Below are 18,144 nucleotides of genomic sequence, written 5' to 3'. Positions count from 1 at the left end.
CTCGTCTGCTGGAACATCTTCAGCCGAGCTGAGCGGCCATTTTGAACTGGCCTTTTATAGGCTTTGAAAGGCTTGAGCGGAGTGCGGGGAAACTTGCACGCTCCGTTCTGAGGGGGCGGCGGCGCAGCAATGCGCCGCTGCTACCCGGCGCCGTCTCCTCGCCGAGCCGGTAATAGGCGTTGATAAAATCCCGCGTCGGAAATTGATTTGTGGTTGGCTCGTGGGGGAAATGCCGGTCGATCGAAGACCGCAGCCGTAGCGGAAGCGAATGCCAGCTCTCCACCCCCAACTTGATATATGTGATCTTGCCCAGCTCAGGCTTGTCCTTATAACGAATTGTTCCCGTCAGGACCACCTCCTGAACGCTATTCCGCGTCTCATCCGGAAAGAGCTCGGGAACGTCGATCAGCGCTTCAAAGTCCTCCCAGCATCTCGCGATCGCACACGCTAGGTCTGAAAATTCGTAGTTCGGATCATGCCCTGCATCGACCACTACGATGTCCATGCATTCGCGGGCAACCAGTTCGTAAATCCCCAGGTTCTCAAAATGCCCGCCGTCACTCAAACGCATCCACTTCGTACGGTTGTTGTGCAGGTTTAGCGCCGCCATTGAATTTAGAAAGAAGGATGGCCACCACGTCCGACGCTTCAGATCGAACGTCGGGTTAATCACCCACACCCCGAGCCCCATGTTGAAGACGGTAAGAAGCGAATTCCAGAGCGGACTCTGCTTGACCGGGTGGATGTCAACCGCCGCCCCTGATGTCGCTACCAGCCGCCAAATCCACTGATGCCTCCAGCTTTTTCGCTTCTTCCCAACATACCATTCCTCTGTCGGGAAATACCCACTGGATCTCGTCCCACAATAGTGACGGCTGACGCAGAAATTTTCTCCACCTCGTTGCTCCTTTCTTTCGTCGTCACGTGCGATAGGCGACTGCGAGAAGCAGTTAATCAGGTGGATGGGGTCTCGATCCGGACCGCGAACCTCGTGAATCGCCCGATCCATCCCACGTCCAAATTTTCGTCTTAGCCCTTCGTAATAAATCTTTACAGGCAAGCATAGCCAGTTCGGATTTGTCATCATGGCAATAAGCGTGATCAACAGTGACACGAAGTAAAGTATATTTAAATCGACTGCGATAGCATGATGTGTCAAATTGCGCATCGCAGCCTGCATGGTCAACCCAGCAGACAGAATCGCCGTGAAACCAAAGGCGTAACGAGCGCGACCTTGCAGTCTGATGATGGATGGATGACTAGGCCGCAGACTCAACGCAACCCCGACGAACAACCAGATCAAGCCGGCCACTGCACACGTCACCCAAAAGAGTGCTCCGGATCCTGATTGTAGATGTCCTGCCATATGCGCCATCTGGATGGCACCGAAGATCATGGCGAGAAAGAACCAAAGCTGACCATCAGATGAGGGCCGTTTCCTGAGCCTCGACGCTACGAACTGGTAAGAACCATCAATCTTGCTCAACATAGGCCTCGCCCCCGAGCGGCGATTATAGACCGGAAGATATGACCATAACGCGGTGGCGAACTCCGCGAAAACTTGGGAAATGCGAATCAAACTAGTGGTCGTTGCTACCACATTCTCGACTCGCCAAGTTCCTTCGCAGCAAAACGGCCGCAAAGCCGAACGCGCTCTCGGTACCGTTGCGACGCTGACTTTTCCCGACGCTCGTTGGAGCAACAGGTTGCTCAGCGGGTGGTGTATCAACCCTCAAAATTTGAGATCCATTCCCGCCCTATCTGTACTGAAGTACAGATAGCGGACTTGAATTTTTCAAGTAATTTTGCCCCTGCGCCGGATCCGCGGAGTCGTTGTCAAATGGCCACTCTGCAGCATGCACTAAACATGAACTGAAAAAGAGCGGCTGGAGCTCTCGGGTCCTAGAAAGCAGAAAGCCCTCGAACTTGAGGGCTTTCATTTCTATTACTACTTCCAAACTTTATTGCGGTACTACGCTCGGATTTTCCAATCTTTATTGCACTTTCCGAACTATTTTGTCACGTCACAGACGCTTTACGCGAAGTTCTTCGCTGCGAAGTCCCAGTTCACGATGTTCCAGAACGCTTCGACGAACTTCGGACGCGCGTTGCGATAGTCGATGTAGTAAGCGTGTTCCCACACGTCGATCGTGATGAGCGGCTTCGCATCGGTCGTGAGCGGGGTGGCGGCGTTGCTGGTCGAGACGATGTCGAGCGAGCCGTCCGCCTTCTTCACGAGCCACGTCCAGCCCGAGCCGAAGTTGCCGACCGCAGCCTTCGAGAACGCTTCCTTGAACGCGTCGAACGAACCCCACTTCGCATTGATCGCGTCGCCGAGCGCACCTGCCGGCGCACCGCCGCCCTGCGGCGAGAGGCTGTTCCAGAAGAAGGTGTGATTCCAGATCTGGGCCGCGTTGTTGAACACGCCACCCGACGACTTCTTGATGATCTCTTCGAGCGAGAGCTTTTCGAACTCGGTGCCCGGGATCAGGTTGTTGAGGTTCGTGACGTAGGCCTGGTGATGCTTGCCATAGTGGTATTCGAGCGTCTCTTCCGACATGTTCGGAACGAGGGCGTTCTTCGCGAACGGCAGCGGCGGGAGCGTAAATGACATGATGCGGTTCCTTCGTCGTGTTATGGGGAGTTCTGCGTGAAGTTCTACAAATTCGCCGGCATTGAGCGCTCGATTGTAGGCGACTTGGAATAACCCCGCAAACGCGCGGACTTTATGCCGGATATCGGCCGTACAAGGGTTTCCGGGGTTTCCGGACCTCTCCCGACCTCGCACCGGAGCCGGTTCGCGGCGGGTCCGAGGCACGAGCGCTGCATGCAAGGATGCGCCGCTCCACCCTCGCGCAACGCTGTGTCAGCAGCGTGAACGCGAGCGTGGCAGCACATGCCGCTACGCTGCGCATGCGGCGTGCCGTGCGGGTCCGGTCACATGCGGAACCGGTAGCCGCATCAGAACCCGTCGGCGAATCGCGGCTGCACGTCGGCGAGGGCCACGTCGGCACTGCCCTCGGCAAGATGCACGGTCAGCCGCTTGCCTGGCTTGAGCGCCGCGGGCGCGCGCACCGCTGCGCCGCTTTGCGCGTCGAGCAGCGCCGCATAGCCGCGTTCGAACGTGCGCTGCGGGCTCAGCACTTCGAGGCGCGCGGCAAGCCCGGAAACCCGTGCGGTTTCGCGTTCGCGCTGCCGGTCAAAGGCACCGTTCAGGCGCCGCGCCAGCGCCTCGACATGCGCGAGCTGCGCCGTCGCGTCGGGGCGCGCACGCTGCCAGCGCATCTGCACGACGGCAAAGCGTGCACGGGCGTCGGCCGCCGCGCGCGAGCCGGCCGAAGCGAGCCGGAGCGCCAGTTGCCGCAAATGGGCACGCTGCTGCGCGAGCCGCTCGGCGGGCGAAACGAGCCGCCGTGCAAGCCAGTCGAGCTGCTGCGCGCGCCGCTCCATGAGCCGGCCGAAGCCGCGCGCGAGCGCCGCATGGCGCTGGTCCAGCTCGCGCAGCAGCAGCACGCGCTGCGGGCTCACGAGCTCGGCGGCGCCGGTCGGCGTGGGCGCGCGCACGTCGGCGGCGAAGTCGGCAATGGTGAAATCGGTCTCGTGGCCCACGCCGCTCACCACGGGAATCCCGCTCGCCGCAATCGCGCGAGCGAGCGCCTCGTCGTTGAACGACCAGAGATCCTCGATCGAGCCGCCGCCGCGGCACAGCACGAGGACGTCCACTTCGGCACGGGCATTCGCCGTTTCGAGCATGGCCGTGAGCTTTTCGGCCGAGCCCGCGCCCTGCACGGGCGCCGGGTAGACGATCACCGGCACGTGCGGTGCGCGGCGGGACAAGGTCGTGAGCACGTCGCGCAGCGCGGCGGCCTGCATCGAGGTGATCACGCCGATGGCGCGCGGATGCGTCGGCAACGTGCGCTTGCGCTCGGGATCGAACAGCCCCTCGGACTCCAGTTGCGCCTTCAGCCGCAGGAAAGCTTCGTAGAGCCGGCCCTGGCCCGTGCGCCGGACCGCCTCCACGTTCAGTTGCAGCTCGCCGCGCGGCTCGTACATCGTGACGAGCGCGCGCACCTCGATGCGGTCGCCCTCGCGCGGCGTGAACTCGGCGTACTGCGCGCGGCCGCGGAACATCACGCAGCGGATCTGCGCCTGCGCGTCCTTGATCGAGAAGTACCAGTGCCCGCTCGCGGCGCGCGTGAAATTGGACACTTCGCCCGAGATCCACGCGAGCGGAAACGTGCGTTCGAGCATCGAAGCGATCGCGCGGTTGAGCGCCGAAACCGGCACGACGACGTCGCCGCCGGGGGCAGGGGGGGAAGCAGGGAATCGATCGGAATTCATGCGGAGCGTGCGAAAAACCAGGCCGGACAGACGATAGACCGTCCGGGTGCCCGGCGTCCAGCACGACCTTCGGGCTTATGGCAAGCGCTGCGAGGTTTCCACACCGCGCAGGTCAGAGGCCATGCGCGGCGACAACGAGTCGCAGACCCACAAAATTTTCACTACATGATTGATTTGATTACGTTTTTTATCGATATACCATGACCTTTCGCCGACGGAAGCCCCCGCATGCGGGCTTTCCAGCCATCGCGGGTGCCACTTCTCCACAAAGTTATCCACAGGCAGGCTGGCAATCGCCCCGGTCGGGGGTCAGCAAAAACCGTCCGGACGGGCAGCTTGCGGCGCGCCCGCCTCCCGCGCTAGAGTGCCAGGTTCCCGGCGGCATCCGCGTGCCGGTTCGGGACGCGAACGCCCCTTGCCCTGTCCGGCAAGGCGGGGCCGCGAGTGCAAGTATTCCGTCACGCCATGCCGTCCCACGATCCGGAGAATCGCCCGATGCCAGCCCAGCCCGTCCTGCCTTCCCGCGCGACGCCCGTACGCGGCGCCGGGCGCGCGCGAACGCGGAGCGCATGCCGATGAGCGGCCTCGCCTCGCGCATCGAAAACCGGCTCGCGCAGGAATGGCAGCGGCGCGGCCCGCTTGCCTGGGCGCTGACGCCGCTCGCCGCGGTTTTCGCGGCCGTCAGCGGCGCGCGCCGCGCCGCCTTTGCGGCAGGCTGGCTCAAAAGCGTACACGTGGGCGTGCCGGTCGTCGTGGTCGGCAACGTGACGGTGGGCGGGACGGGGAAGACGCCTACCGTGATCGCGCTCGTCGAAGCGCTGCGCACGGCGGGCTTCACGCCGGGCGTGGTCTCGCGCGGTTACGGCGCCAAGGTCGAACGCCCTACGCCCGTCACGAGCGCCACCGCGGCACGGCTTGCCGGCGACGAACCCCTTCTCATCGCGCGCCGCACCGGCGCGCCCGTGTGGGTTTCGCCGGACCGCGTCGCCGCCGCGCAGGCGCTGCGCGCCGCCCACGAGGACGTCGACGTGATCGTCAGCGACGACGGCCTGCAGCACTATCGCCTCGCGCGCGACTTCGAACTCGTCGTATTCGACCACCGCCTGGACGGCAACGGCTTCCTGCTGCCCGCCGGGCCGCTGCGCGAGCCGCTCTCGCGCCACCGCGACGCCACGCTCGTCAACAATCCGTTCGAGCGGACGCTGCCGCCCTGGCCCGACACCTTTCTGCTGACGCTCGAACCCGGCGACGCCTGGCATCTGGCCAACCCGGCGCTGCGCCGCCCGCTCTCGCAGTTCGCGGGACAGCGCCTCGTGGCGGCGGCCGGCATCGGCTCGCCGGAGCGCTTCTTCGCGACCGTGCGCGGCGCGGGGCTCGCGCCGCAGACGCTGCCCCTGCCCGACCACTACGCCTACGCGACCAACCCGTTTGCCGAGGTGAAAGCCGACGCGATCCTGGTCACCGAAAAGGATGCAGTAAAATTGGGGGCCTGGAACGATGCGCGCATCTGGGTCGTCCCCGTGGTTGCCGCGCTCGATCATCGCCTTATCACTCTGGTTGTGGAGAAACTCCGTGGACGCCCGTCTGCTTGAAATCCTGGTCTGCCCGATCTGCAAGGGCCCGCTCAGCTACGATCGCGCCGCGCAGGAGCTCATCTGCAACGCCGACAAGCTCGCTTATCCGATCCGCGACGGCATTCCCGTCATGCTGGTGGACGAAGCGCGTCAGACCGTGGAAGGCACGCCGGTCGATCCGGCCGGCCCCGGCGCGGCCTGACCCGGATATGAACGGCCTCGTGCAACCCTTCATTGCCGTCGTACCCGCGCGTCTTGCTTCCACGCGGCTGCCGAACAAGCCGCTCGCCGACATCGGCGGCAAACCCATGGTGGTACGCGTGGCCGAACGCGCGCAGGCGTCGGGCGCGCAGCAGGTGCTGATCGCGACGGACGCGCCGGGCGTACTCGACGCCGCGCGCGAGCACGGCTTCGAGGCGATGCTCACGCGCGCCGACCATCCGTCGGGCACCGACCGGCTCGCCGAAGTCGCGACGCACTATGGCTGGAGCGACGACACGATCGTCGTCAACGTGCAGGGCGACGAGCCGCTGATCGACCCTGCCCTCATATGCGACGTTGCGTCGCACCTCGCCGCGCATCCGGAATGCGCGATCGCGACGGCCGCCCACCCGATCACGGCCCCGGACGAAATCCTCAATCCGAACGTCGTGAAGGTCGTGCTCGATTCGCGCGGCGTGGCGCTCTACTTCTCCCGCGCGCCCATTCCGTGGGCCCGCGACGCATGGCAGCCGCACTGGTCGCCCGAGCGTCTCGATCTGGCTGCAATGCCCGCCCCGCCTGCCCCGGCGACGGTTTACCGGCACATCGGCCTGTACGCCTATCGCGCGAAATTCCTGCGCAGCTACCCGTCGCTCGCCCACTCGCCGATCGAACAGGTCGAGGCGCTCGAGCAGTTGCGGGCGATGTGGCACGGCGAGCGCATCGCGGTGCTGGTGACGAAAGAAGCCCCCGCGCCAGGCGTCGATACGCCGGCCGACCTCGCTCGCGTGCAGGCGTTATACCGGACTTAATTCCGGTAATGGCGTAAAAAACCCATGGCATAATCAATTGTTTGCGCGAGCCGTATAAAGCCTTGGTGCGTCGGGGTTTCCCCATATTTCGCCGATTTCGCCCTGCTGCGCCGTCGCTGTGCCTGACACGCGACGCTGCTGCGCGGGGCGTATCGCTGCCCCCGCCGGCACGTGCCGAAGCGGTCGCTGTTGCGAACGGGGAGAGACGCACGACGCCGCTAACGCCTGCCGAAGAAAGGCAAGCCGCGCCGCAAGAATTCACATAGATCGGAGATTGTTGACATGCGTTTGATCCTGTTGGGCGCCCCGGGCGCGGGCAAGGGAACCCAGGCCAGCTTCATCAAGGAAAAGTTCGGCATTCCGCAGATCTCGACCGGCGACATGCTGCGCGCGGCCGTGAAGGCCGGCACGCCGCTGGGCCTCGAGGCGAAGCGCTTCATGGACGCGGGCGAGCTCGTGACCGACGAACTGATCATCAATCTCGTGAAGGAGCGCCTTCAGGAATCGGACTGCAAGAACGGCTATCTGTTCGACGGCTTCCCGCGCACGCTGCCGCAGGCCGAAGCCATGAAGCAGGCCGGCGTGCCGATCGACTACGTGCTCGAGATCGACGTGCCGTTCGACGAGATCATTACGCGCATGAGCGGCCGCCGCATGCATCCGGCATCGGGCCGCACCTACCACCTCAAGTTCAATCCGCCCAAAGTGGACATGACGGACGACGTGACGGGCGAGCCGCTCGTCCAGCGCGACGACGACAAGGAAGAGACCGTGCGCAAGCGTCTCGACGTCTACGTCGCGCAAACGAAGCCGCTCATCGCCTACTACAGCGACTGGGCGAAGCGTGGCGCGGAAAACGGTCTGAAGGCGCCGGAATATCGCGCGATCTCGGGCCTCGGCACCGTCGACGAAATTCGCACGCGCGTGTTCGACGCACTCAAGTAAGACCGTTCTCGCGTAACGCCTCAAGTAGCACTTGGGCCGGCCAGCCGGGGAGAAACCGGCAAGACCGGCTACCCCACTGCCGGCCTCGGATCATGCTGGTATGTCTGCGGGCCGGCTGGCGCCGCGCCATGAGCGCGCCGCCGGGCGGCCCGTTTTTTCGTGCACGCCGCCCGCACGACGACCATAACAAATGGAGCCGAGACACAGCATGCAGATCCGCGACAACGTATTCATCATCACCGGCGGGGCTTCGGGCCTCGGTGCCGCCACGGCGCGCCTGATCGCCGCCGAAGGCGGCAAGGCCGTCATCGCCGACCTGAACGAGGAAGCCGGCAACGCGCTCGCGAAGGAACTGGGCGGCACGTTCGTGAAGTGCAACGTCGCAAGCGAGGAGGACGGCGCGAGCGTGGTTGCCGCAGCGACCGCGCTCGGCGCGCTGCACGGCCTCGTCAATTGCGCGGGCATCGCGCCCGCCGTGAAGACGGTCGGCAAGGACGGCCCGCATCCGCTCGACGTGTTCGCGAAGACCATTTCGGTCAACCTGATCGGCACGTTCAACATGATCCGCCTCGCGGCCGCCGCCATGGCACAGACCGCGCCCAACGAAGGCGGCGAGCGCGGCGTGATCGTCAACACGGCGTCGGTCGCGGCCTACGACGGCCAGATCGGCCAGGCGGCCTATGCGGCTTCGAAGGGCGGCGTGGTCGGCATGACCTTGCCGATCGCGCGCGACCTCTCGCGCAGCGGCATCCGCGTGATGACGATCGCCCCGGGCATCTTCGAAACGCCGATGCTGCTCGGCATGCCCAAGGAAGTCCAGGACGCGCTCGGCGCCATGGTCCCGTTCCCGTCGCGCCTCGGCAAGCCCGCGGAGTACGCGATGCTCGTCAAGCAGATTTTCGAGAACCCGATGCTCAACGGCGAGGTGATCCGCCTCGACGGCGCAATCCGCATGCAGCCGAAATAAGCACCGCAAGTACGGCAGCGCCAGAAGCGAAAAAGCCCACGCAGCGAAGCGTGGGCTTTTTTCTGCGCGAACGGCCAGATGTGCTCAGCCCTGCTCGTTATCGAGCGTGCGCTGGCGCAGCTCCTGCAACTGCGACTCGACGACCATGGCGTCTTCGGCATCGGGGCGCTCGTCGAGATAATGCTCGAGGTCTTCGAGCGCGGGACGCAGGTAATCGAGCCGCGCATACGCGAAACCGCGGTCGCGCACTTCCTCGATACTGTGCGGCAGCAGGATCACGAGCCGCTGCTGGATGCCGAGCAGGCGCTCCCAGCGTTCCGTCTGCAGATAAATCGCCTTGAGGTTGCGCAGCATGCGCGCGACGATCTCGCGGCGCGTAGCCGGCTCAAGGAGCACGCGCAGCGTGCGCACGACCGAATCGCCGGCCTTCGCCACGTAAGGCTCCAGCAACTCCACCATATCGGATTCGGTCAGCCCGCGGCCCGTGGTGGGGTCGAACATCGCATCCCCGCCCGGCAGCGATGCGCGCAGCAGGAAATGACCCGGAAACGACACGCCCCGCACCGGCAGCCCCAGTTGACCCGCAATCTCCAGATAGAGCACCGCCAGCGAAATGGGAATGCCGCGGCGGCGGCGCAGCACGGCGTTCAGGTGGCTGTTGTCGGGATCGTAGTAGTCGTTGAGATTGGCGGCGAAGCCGAATTCACGGAAGAAACACTGATTCAGGGCGGCGACGCGCTCGCGCAGGGCGGCGCCCTCGGGCACGCGGCGGCGCGCGCGCAGCGCCAGCTCGTCGATTTCCGCGAGCGTGCCTTGCAGATCGAGATCGGGGTACGCATCCTGCGCAATCGCGAGTGCCGCTTCGGTAAGCGGCAGGCTGTCGTCGTCGGCCACGAGCGCGCTGAAATAATCCAGTACCCGCGTGTTCATCGTGATCACTTCGCCCGCCTCTTGAAGTAAGCGTACTTGAAGCCCATCAGCCACAGCATACCGAAATATAACGCTGCGAACAGGACGAGGCAGGCGCCGAGCAGCGCGATGCGCGCGAAGGGCTCGTGGCGCAGGCCGATCCAGTCGTAGCTGGTCGCGCACCAGTGCATCACCCCCGCCAGCACGAGGCATGCCCCGATCAGTTGCACGAAGAACGTCGCCCAGCCCGACGACGGCATGTAGATCCCGCGCCGGCGCAGGCCGATGAAGAGGAGTAGCGCGTTCATGCAGGCGCCGAGCCCGACCGAGAGCGTGAGGCCCGCGTGCGCGAAGACCGGCACGAAGATGTAGTTGCTGACCTGGGTGGCAATGAGCACGCCCACGCCGATCTTCACGGGCGTCTTGATGTCCTGGCGCGCATAGAAACCCGGCGCGAGGATCTTGATGAGAATGAGGCCGATGAGGCCCACGCCATAGGCGGCGAGCGCGCGGCCCGTCATGACGACCGAATTCGCGTCGAATTTGCCGTAGTGGAACAGCGTCGCGGTGAGCGGCTCGGCGAAGAAGAACAGCGCGATCGCCGAAGGCGCGGCGAGCAGGAACGTCACGCGCAGCCCCCAGTCGAGCAGCGCCGAATACTCGTGCGGATCGGCATCGACGTGTGCCTTCGAGAGGCTGGGCAGCAGGATCGTGCCGAGCGCCACGCCGAGCAGCGCGGTCGGAAACTCCATGAGGCGGTCGGCGTAGTTGATCCACGAAACCGCGCCCGCACCGAGACGCGATGCGATGTTCGTATTGATGATGAGGCTGATCTGCGCGACCGAGACGGCGAACATCGCCGGCACCATCTTCGCGAGCACGCGCTTCACGCCGCGATGGGCGAGCGCTTTCAGCGGGCGCCAGCCGATGCGCGGCATCATGTCGATACGCTTCAAGGCCGGCAGTTGAACGAGAAACTGCAGCACGCCGCCGACGATCACGGCCCACGCGAGCGCATAGACCGGCTGCTTCATGTGCGGCGCGAAGAAGACGGCCGCGACGATGAACGAAACGTTGAGCAGGACCGGCGCGAACGCCGGCAACGAGAACTGCTTGTACGTGTTCAGCACGCCCGACGCGAGCGACGTCAGCGAGATGAACACGATATAGGGGAACATGATGCGCGTCATCGTGACGGCGAGCGGATACGCCTGCCCGTCGCTCTTGAGGCCCGAGGCCACGACCGTCACGACAAGCGAGGCGCCGACGATGCCGAGTACCGAAAGAATGGCGAGCACCCAAGCGAGCACCGTGGAGGTGGCGTCGACGAGGTCGCGCGTGGCATCGTGCCCTTTCTGGTTCTTGAACTCAGCGAGGATCGGCACGAACGCCTGGGAAAACGCCCCCTCCGCCGAGATCCGGCGCAGGAGGTTGGGAATGCGGAACGCAACGTAGAAGGCGTCGGTGAACTGACTCGCGCCGAACGCGCGGGCAATCAGTGTTTCACGGGCCAGACCGGTCACGCGCGACAGCAGCGTGAAGCCGCTGACCGTCAGCAGGGCTCGGAATAGATTCATGGGGCGCTTATTATACGGGTGCCGCGAAGCCGGCCGATGCTATGCGCCGGCCATACTTCGCCTCTTTGTGATCTGCGATGTGATCTGCGGCGATCCGCGAATCTGACCACGCGCAGAAGACAGCGTTCGGTCGAGAGCGCATAAATCCGATCGGACTGCACGCCGGCGAAACACGGCGATCAAGCCCTTTTTCGCGCGGCGATGCCCCGCGCGAGCCTACGCGCCCGATGCGGCACGATTGCCACTCCCATGATTTTGTTGCTATAATTGCCGATTCTTGGTCTCCCGTGGACCTTGAATCCGCGTCTTGGAAAGAAAGCGAAAACCAGCTGTCAGCGCCTTCTGGGTAGAAGGCAGGGGTAGGAGGCAGGCGGCACTTTTCGACTTTGGCACAAAAGGCGCAGTCGGCAAATGCGCACTCGATGCAGCCTCAAAGTATTCGAGGCATTCGAGGCACACAACCGGCAAATACCGTTTTGCGCTTTCGGGCATGGGTCCCGGAAGCTCAAATCCAGGCAAGGCGCGTTCTCCAGTCCGACTCGATGTCGGCGGGCTTGCGCTCTGAAAACTCAAGGAATCGTAATGGCAAACTCCGCACAAGCACGCAAGCGTGCCCGTCAAGCCTCGAAGGCAAACTCGCACAACTCGGCGCTGCGCTCGAAGTTCCGCACCGCTATCAAGGCTGTTCGCAAGGCGATCGACGCCGGCGACAAGGCAGCGGCCGCAGAAATTCTGAAGGCTTCGGCAAAGACGCTCGACATCATCGCCGACAAGAAGATCGTTCACAAGAACAAGGCCGCTCGCAACAAGAGCCGCCTCACGGCCGCCGTCAAGGCAATGCAGTAAGCGATACGGAAAGCGCGCCACGACGGCCGCTTCCTGTTTCCACTGCAGCACGAAAAACCCGCTTCGGCGGGTTTTTTTGTGGGCGCGCGTGAATCATCTCTTGCGAAGAAGACATTGAACCGGACGTAAAAAAACCCGCCGTAGCGGGTCGCTTCATCGTGCCGAAAGAATCAGCTTGCCCCGACCTGCTGGGTCGGGTGATCGTGCGGCAGTTCGCATGCCTCGGTCACGAGGAGGTCGTTGTCCTTGGCGAAATTCATCACGAAGTTGAACGCCATCGGCTCGATGTCTTTCAGCCGCGAATCGAGGACCACGCACTTCAGGTCGCCGATCATCGTCGGCCGGACATACAACGAGTACCGCAGATAGGCATTCGGGCCCCGCGCGTTCGCCGACGCCTTCGGACCGAAGCTCGACATCACGCCCGCCAGGCGTTCCGACCAGTCGCTCGGACGAAACGTCTTCCCGTTCGAGGTGATACCTTGAATGAAGTATTCGGTTGGGGCTTCGTCGGCCATGTACGGTACCTGTGTGGCGGCACGCTCGCGTCACCCACGAGTTGCCGGCGGGATAGGGGTCACGGGCTTCCGGCCAGCGCACAGGCCCGCTATCGTGCCTGAGAGAAAACCCCGCGATTATAGCCTGGCAGGGGTCTTTCCGCACTGCACACAAGCCGCTCCGGCGGGTGTCCGTGCCCCCGGCAGTAACGCCCCGATCGCGAGGCGCTTACCCCTGCCGCGCGCCCCGTACGGCTTCCGGGCGACTCGTCAAATCCTGCAAAATCCTTTATGCTGCATTGACTTACCACCAACCGCAGCGGCGTCGCCGGCCCCATCCTGCAGTTTCGAGGCCGGATCGGGCGCCGCTTTCGTTTCATGACCTCCCGGACCCTACGCCATTACCTGCAGTTCAAGGATTTCTCTCTTGAAGACTATGAATATGTGCTTGAGCGTGCCCGCATCCTCAAGCGCAAATTCAAGAACTACGAGACGTATCATCCGCTGCACGACCGTACGCTCGCGATGATCTTCGAGAAGAACTCCACGCGTACGCGGCTCTCGTTCGAAGCCGGTATCTTCCAGCTCGGCGGCCATGCCGTGTTCATGAACACGCGCGACACGCAGTTGGGCCGCGGCGAACCGATCGAAGACGCGGCCCAGGTGATCTCGCGCATGGTCGACATCATCATGATCCGCACGTTCGGCCAGGACATCCTCACGCGCTTCGCCGAAAACTCGCGCGTGCCGGTCATCAATGGCCTGACGAACGAGTACCACCCCTGCCAGGTGCTGGCCGACATCTTCACGTATTACGAGCATCGCGGCCCGATCCGCGGCAAGACGGTCGCCTGGGTCGGCGACGCGAACAACATGCTCTACACGTGGATCGAAGCGGCGCAGATTCTCGAATTCAAGCTGACCATCTCGACGCCGCCGGGCTACCCGCTCGACGCAGCGCTCGTTGCGGAGGAAAGCAAGCCGTTCTTCGAAGTGTTCGAGGATCCGAACGCCGCCTGCGAAGGCGCCGACCTCGTCACCACCGACGTCTGGACGAGCATGGGCTTCGAAGCCGAAAACGAAGCGCGCAAGAAGGCGTTCGCCGACTGGTGCGTGGACGCCGAGATGATGGCGCGCGCCCAGCCCGACGCCCTCTTCATGCATTGCCTGCCCGCCCACCGCGGCGAGGAAGTGAGCGCGGACGTGATCGACGGGCCGCAAAGCGTGGTGTGGGACGAGGCGGAAAACCGCCTGCACGTCCAGAAGGCGCTGATGGAATTCCTGCTGCTCGGCCGGCTGAACCACTGAGCCGGGCCGACCGCAACCGCGAGCGGATCCGCAGACCGTCTACGGAGGCGTCAAGCCCCCTTCTCGTCGCAATGCCGGGACATCTTCCCGGCATTGTTCATTTCTGCGCGCGGCTCAGGCTGCCGCGCCTGGAGCCGTCTCCCCGAGCCGCCGCGCCAGCGACTTGAGCAGCGGCGCCACACGCTGGCGAAACACGTCCGGTCCCATCGACGAGGCCGGCCCGCTGCAGCTCAGCACGAGCCAACGGCGCTCGCGCGGCTCGCGAAACGGCACCGCGACAGCGTTCACGTCGTCATGCCAGTCGCGAAACGAGTAGCAACAGCCCTCTTTCGCGAATATCTCGATCTCATGCTGCGTGGCCGCCACCTGCGCCGGTCCCTCCGCGCCCGCGGCTTTCTCCAGTTCGGCCATGAGCGCCGCGCGCACGTCAGGCGGCTGAACCGCGAGATACGCGCGACCCATCGAACTTGTCAGCATCGACAGACGCGAGCCCGAAGCCAGCCCGAGCGTGAGCGCGGTCTCGCTGCGAATCGTCTCCAGATAGATCATCTCCAGCCCGTCGCGGCAGCCTAGCGATACCGCCGCCCCCACCTCGCGCGCGAAGGCCCGCAGATGCGGCCGCGCGAGTTCGAGGACGTCGGTGTTCGAGAGCATCGTGAACCCAAGCGAGAGCACGCCCGCATCGAGCGCGTACTTGCCGAGGGCTTCGTCGAAGCGCAGGTAGCCAAGCACGGTGAGTGTGTACGCGAGCCGGTTCACGGTGGCCTTCGGCAGGCCGGTGCGCGCGACGAAATCGCGGTTGCCGAGCAGCGTTTCGCCGGGGCGGAACGCCCGCAGCAGTTCGAGGCCGCGCGCGAGCGCGACGACGAACTTGCGCTCGTCGAGCTCGCCGCCGGGCAGCGAAGCGGATAAGGGGAATCCAGATGCAGACATGGGCGCGTAAGTGATACACTGGAGTCAATATGCAAAACATTGTTCCGCATTGCGGAACTTCCGTCAAGTACAAATTCCCCTTTTGGAGGAGAGACACCATGGCCGAACACGCCCAGTTTCATTGGGAAGATCCGTTGCTGCTGAGCCAGCAGCTCACCGAAGACGAACGCATGGTGAGCGACGCCGCTGCCGCTTACGCGCAGGACAAGCTCGCGCCGCGCGTGCTGGAGGCGTTCCGCCACGAAAAGACCGATGCCTCGATCTTCCGCGAAATGGGCGAAGTGGGCCTGCTCGGACCGACGATCCCCGAACAGTACGGCGGTCCGGGCCTGAACTACGTGAGCTACGGGCTGATCGCGCGCGAAGTGGAGCGCATCGACTCCGGCTATCGCTCGATGATGTCCGTGCAGTCGTCGCTCGTCATGGTGCCGATCTACGAGTTCGGTTCGGAGGAACAAAAGCAGAAGTACCTGCCGAAGCTCGCGTCCGGCGAATGGATCGGCTGCTTCGGCCTCACCGAGCCGAACCATGGCTCCGACCCGGGCAGCATGATCACGCGCGCGAAAAAGGTGAACGGCGGCTACTCGCTCACGGGCGCGAAAATGTGGATCACGAATTCGCCGATCGCGGACGTGTTCGTCGTCTGGGCGAAGCTCGAAGAAAACGGCAAGGACGATATCCGCGGCTTCATCCTCGAAAAGGGCTGGAAGGGTCTGTCCGCACCGGCGATTCACGGCAAGGTGGGCCTGCGCGCGTCGATCACGGGCGAAATCGTGCTCGACGAAGTGTTCGTGCCGGAGGAGAACATCATGCCGGGCGTGAAGGGCCTGCGCGGACCGTTCACCTGCCTGAACTCGGCGCGCTACGGCATCGCCTGGGGCGCGCTCGGCGCCGCCGAATCCTGCTGGCACACCGCGCGCCAATACGTGCTGGATCGCAAGCAGTTTGGCCGCCCGCTCGCGGCGAACCAGTTGATCCAGAAAAAGCTCGCCGACATGCAGACCGAAATCACGCTCGGCCTGCAAGGCTGCCTGCGCCTTGGCCGCATGAAGGACGAAGGCACGGCCGCGGTGGAGATCACTTCCATCATGAAGCGCAACTCGTGCGGCAAGTCGCTCGACATCGCCCGTCTCGCCCGCGACATGATGGGTGGCAACGGCATCTCCGACGAATTCGGCGTAGCGCGCCACCTCGTGAATCTCGAAGTAGTCAACACCTACGAGGGCACGCACGACATCCACGCGCTGATCCTCGGTCGTGCGCAAACGGGCATTCAGGCGTTCTTCTGAACGGCGCCTGCGCAGGCAGGAAAGCATGAAAAAAGCGCCGCACGATGTGCGGCGCTTTTTGCTTGAGCGGGCGTTCCGGGGAACCCGTCCGGGCGCTGTCTCGACCGCCGCTTACTTGTTCGGCTGCGGCGTAAGACGCAGGTACGGACGCAACGCCTTGTATCCCTTCGGGAACTTCTGCTTGATCAGCTCTTCGTCCTTCAGCGAAGGCACGATCACGACGTCGTCGCCCTGCTTCCAGTTGCCGGGCGTCGCGACCTGATAGTTGTCCGTGAGCTGCAGCGAGTCGATCACGCGCAGCACTTCGTCGAAGTTGCGGCCCGTGCTCGCCGGATAGGTGATGATGAGCCGCACCTTCTTCTTCGGATCGATCACGAAGAGCGAACGCACGGTCAGCGTCTCGTTCGCGTTCGGGTGGATCATGTCGTACAGCGTGGACACCTTGCGATCGCCGTCCGCGAGAATCGGAAAACCGACGCTCGCCGCCTGCGTCTCGTTGATATCCTTGATCCACTCGTTGTGCGACTCGGCGCTGTCCACCGACAGCGCAATCGTCTTCACGCCGCGCTTCTCGAACTCGTCCTTGAGCTTGGCCGTGAGGCCGAGTTCGGTCGTGCAAACGGGCGTGAAGTCGGCGGGATGGGAGAACAGCACGCCCCAACTGTCGCCGAGCCACTCGTGGAAGCTGATGCGGCCGAGGCTCGAATCCTGCTCGAAGTCGGGTGCGATATCGCCAAGACGTAGACTCATGGTGCGTTTCCTTGAATGGAGTGTGGGTGGAATCTCCCGGCACCGGCCGGGCTTCGAACCGTGAAAGACCTCGGACACCCAAGCATACGGGAGTCCGCCCGCGCCGCGAACGAACATTGCCTCACACCATTATGAGTTTTGGTAATTTCGGACCGGATCATGGAAACTTCTCGGGCCAGATCAACTCCATCCAACCTGGTGTGCCGCGTGACACGAGCCGTTGCAGCACGGGAACAGTAAGTGCGCCACAGGCGCTTCGAGTGCGCGCCGCACTCGCCAGCGTCCGTTTCTTTGTTACGATTCACGCGTGGCGTAACACGAAGGGAGCCAGTCAATGTCAGAAGTCAACAAGGAGAGGCTGATGTCGGATATCAAGACCGTCCTCGCGGATGCAGAGGACCTGCTCAAGCAGGCAGCGAGCGCCACCGGCGAACGGGCGTCCGAACTGCGCGAAACGGCGCTCTCCCGCCTGAAACAGGCGAAGGAGAAAGCGGCCGACGTTCAGGTCGTGGTGATCGAGAAGGGCAAGAAGGCGGCTCGCGCCACCGACGACTACGTTCACGAGCATCCGTGGACGTCGATCGGTATCGCGGCAGGCGTGGGCGTGCTGATCGGTCTGCTGATCAACCGCAAGTAAGCGAGCGCCGCGCCCGGCAACCGGCGACTGGCCTGGCGGTCCATACCGCCACGCTTGCCCGGGCCACGCCGTGCCGGGCGCCATGCCCTACCGCGGGCCGGTGCGCCGCACCGGCCCGTCCTTCCTCGCGCAATCGCATGCGCAACCTGCTCCCGCCATGACGACAGATACCCAATCGCCACGACACGACCACGGACCGCTGCGGCGGCTGCTCGGTTCGGCGTTCGCGATGCTGCAAACCCGGCTCGAGCTCATCGGCATCGAACTGGCGGAGGAGAAGGAACGTCTGCTCGCCGTCCTGTTCCTCGGCCTCGCGGCGATGATGCTTGCCACCATGGCGTTGATCGCGTTGACCGCGCTGATTGCGATCGCCTTCTGGGACACCTGGCGCTGGCAGGCACTGGCCGTTATCACCGCCGTCTACGCGCTGGCCGCGCTCGTCTGTGCGCTCAAGGCGCGCAGCGGGCTGCGCAATGCCCCGCTGGTTTTCCAGGCAACGTTGGAAGAGTTCGAGAAGGACCGCGAAATCCTTCGCAAGCATTGATCGCCAGGAACCGC

Annotated in this window: 18 protein-coding genes; 10 read left to right on the top strand and 8 right to left on the bottom strand. The window is 63.9% G+C overall.

The features are described 5' to 3' along the window. Positions 1-19: 19 nt before the first annotated feature. The 3 genes from V8683_RS09025 to xseA form a co-directional block, all read right to left on the bottom strand. Positions 20-1,489 carry a hypothetical protein gene (locus V8683_RS09025; RefSeq protein ID WP_411188697.1) on the bottom strand — a complete coding sequence of 490 codons (1,470 nt, stop codon included), beginning with the start codon at positions 1,487-1,489 and terminating at the stop codon, positions 20-22. Positions 1,490-2,035: 546 nt separating this feature from the next. Continuing rightward, the gene (gene sodB / locus V8683_RS09020) at positions 2,036-2,614 is read right to left on the bottom strand and encodes a superoxide dismutase [Fe] (RefSeq protein WP_411188696.1); all 579 of its coding nucleotides are present in this window, start codon (positions 2,612-2,614) and stop codon (positions 2,036-2,038) included. A 347-nt stretch (positions 2,615-2,961) separates the two neighbouring features. Next, positions 2,962-4,341 carry an exodeoxyribonuclease VII large subunit gene (xseA, locus tag V8683_RS09015; protein WP_411188695.1) on the bottom strand — a complete coding sequence of 460 codons (1,380 nt, stop codon included), beginning with the start codon at positions 4,339-4,341 and terminating at the stop codon, positions 2,962-2,964. Positions 4,342-4,916: 575 nt separating this feature from the next. Between xseA and lpxK the strand changes: the two genes are divergently transcribed. From lpxK to V8683_RS08990, 5 genes are all read left to right on the top strand, one after another. Beyond that, positions 4,917-5,933, top strand: a complete 1,017-nt coding sequence (gene lpxK, locus V8683_RS09010; protein ID WP_411188694.1) for a tetraacyldisaccharide 4'-kinase — start codon at positions 4,917-4,919, stop codon at positions 5,931-5,933. Continuing rightward, positions 5,914-6,117, top strand: coding sequence for a Trm112 family protein (locus tag V8683_RS09005; protein ID WP_027794177.1), 204 nt, complete (start codon positions 5,914-5,916; stop codon positions 6,115-6,117). The genes lpxK and V8683_RS09005 overlap by 20 nt, the downstream gene beginning before the upstream one ends. Before the next feature lie 7 nt (positions 6,118-6,124). Beyond that, a complete protein-coding gene (gene kdsB / locus V8683_RS09000) occupies positions 6,125-6,928 on the top strand; it encodes a 3-deoxy-manno-octulosonate cytidylyltransferase (protein WP_411188693.1) in 804 nt (267 codons plus the stop codon). Between the two features lie 282 nt (positions 6,929-7,210). Then, positions 7,211-7,873 (top strand): adenylate kinase, encoded by a 663-nt coding sequence (gene adk / locus V8683_RS08995; protein WP_411188692.1) that lies wholly within the window; start codon positions 7,211-7,213, stop codon positions 7,871-7,873. 208 nt (positions 7,874-8,081) lie between these two features. Next, complete coding sequence (locus V8683_RS08990; protein ID WP_411188691.1) at positions 8,082-8,840, top strand: 3-hydroxyacyl-CoA dehydrogenase; 759 nt, start codon at positions 8,082-8,084, stop codon at positions 8,838-8,840. A gap of 84 nt (positions 8,841-8,924) precedes the next feature. Here the strand turns inward: V8683_RS08990 and V8683_RS08985 are convergent, their stop codons facing one another. Both V8683_RS08985 and murJ read right to left on the bottom strand, forming a co-directional pair. Beyond that, on the bottom strand, positions 8,925-9,770 hold the full coding sequence (locus tag V8683_RS08985) for a SirB1 family protein (protein ID WP_411188690.1): 846 nt from the start codon (positions 9,768-9,770) through the stop codon (positions 8,925-8,927). A gap of 5 nt (positions 9,771-9,775) precedes the next feature. After that, positions 9,776-11,326, bottom strand: coding sequence for a murein biosynthesis integral membrane protein MurJ (gene murJ / locus V8683_RS08980; RefSeq protein WP_411188689.1), 1,551 nt, complete (start codon positions 11,324-11,326; stop codon positions 9,776-9,778). 582 nt (positions 11,327-11,908) lie between these two features. On the opposite strand from murJ, the gene rpsT reads away from it, so the two are divergent. Next, a complete protein-coding gene (gene rpsT, locus V8683_RS08975) occupies positions 11,909-12,172 on the top strand; it encodes a 30S ribosomal protein S20 (protein WP_411188688.1) in 264 nt (87 codons plus the stop codon). A gap of 170 nt (positions 12,173-12,342) precedes the next feature. Here the strand turns inward: rpsT and V8683_RS08970 are convergent, their stop codons facing one another. Then, positions 12,343-12,690, bottom strand: coding sequence for a DUF3579 domain-containing protein (locus V8683_RS08970; protein WP_411188687.1), 348 nt, complete (start codon positions 12,688-12,690; stop codon positions 12,343-12,345). A gap of 357 nt (positions 12,691-13,047) precedes the next feature. On the opposite strand from V8683_RS08970, the gene argF reads away from it, so the two are divergent. Then, the gene (gene argF / locus V8683_RS08965) at positions 13,048-13,977 is read left to right on the top strand and encodes an ornithine carbamoyltransferase (protein ID WP_411188686.1); all 930 of its coding nucleotides are present in this window, start codon (positions 13,048-13,050) and stop codon (positions 13,975-13,977) included. Positions 13,978-14,091: 114 nt separating this feature from the next. Here argF and V8683_RS08960 read toward each other — a convergent pair whose 3' ends face one another. Next, positions 14,092-14,910, bottom strand: a complete 819-nt coding sequence (locus V8683_RS08960) for an IclR family transcriptional regulator (protein ID WP_411188685.1) — start codon at positions 14,908-14,910, stop codon at positions 14,092-14,094. A 98-nt stretch (positions 14,911-15,008) separates the two neighbouring features. Here V8683_RS08960 and V8683_RS08955 point away from each other — a divergent pair, with 98 nt between their 5' ends. Beyond that, positions 15,009-16,199: an acyl-CoA dehydrogenase gene (locus tag V8683_RS08955; protein ID WP_411188684.1), complete on the top strand. Its 1,191-nt coding sequence runs from the start codon at positions 15,009-15,011 to the stop codon at positions 16,197-16,199. Between the two features lie 111 nt (positions 16,200-16,310). Here the strand turns inward: V8683_RS08955 and V8683_RS08950 are convergent, their stop codons facing one another. Beyond that, positions 16,311-16,949, bottom strand: a complete 639-nt coding sequence (locus V8683_RS08950) for a peroxiredoxin (RefSeq protein WP_411188683.1) — start codon at positions 16,947-16,949, stop codon at positions 16,311-16,313. 334 nt (positions 16,950-17,283) lie between these two features. Here V8683_RS08950 and V8683_RS08945 point away from each other — a divergent pair, with 334 nt between their 5' ends. Together V8683_RS08945 and V8683_RS08940 are read left to right on the top strand one after the other, a co-directional pair. Continuing rightward, positions 17,284-17,586 carry an ElaB/YgaM/YqjD family protein gene (locus tag V8683_RS08945; protein ID WP_411188682.1) on the top strand — a complete coding sequence of 101 codons (303 nt, stop codon included), beginning with the start codon at positions 17,284-17,286 and terminating at the stop codon, positions 17,584-17,586. 157 nt (positions 17,587-17,743) lie between these two features. After that, a complete protein-coding gene (locus tag V8683_RS08940) occupies positions 17,744-18,130 on the top strand; it encodes a phage holin family protein (RefSeq protein ID WP_411190501.1) in 387 nt (128 codons plus the stop codon). The last annotated feature ends 14 nt before the right edge of the window (positions 18,131-18,144 follow it).

Source organism: Paraburkholderia sp. AV2, assembly GCF_054968425.1.
Note: the sequence above shows the minus strand (reverse complement) of the source record. Positions and strands in the feature narration are given on the sequence as shown.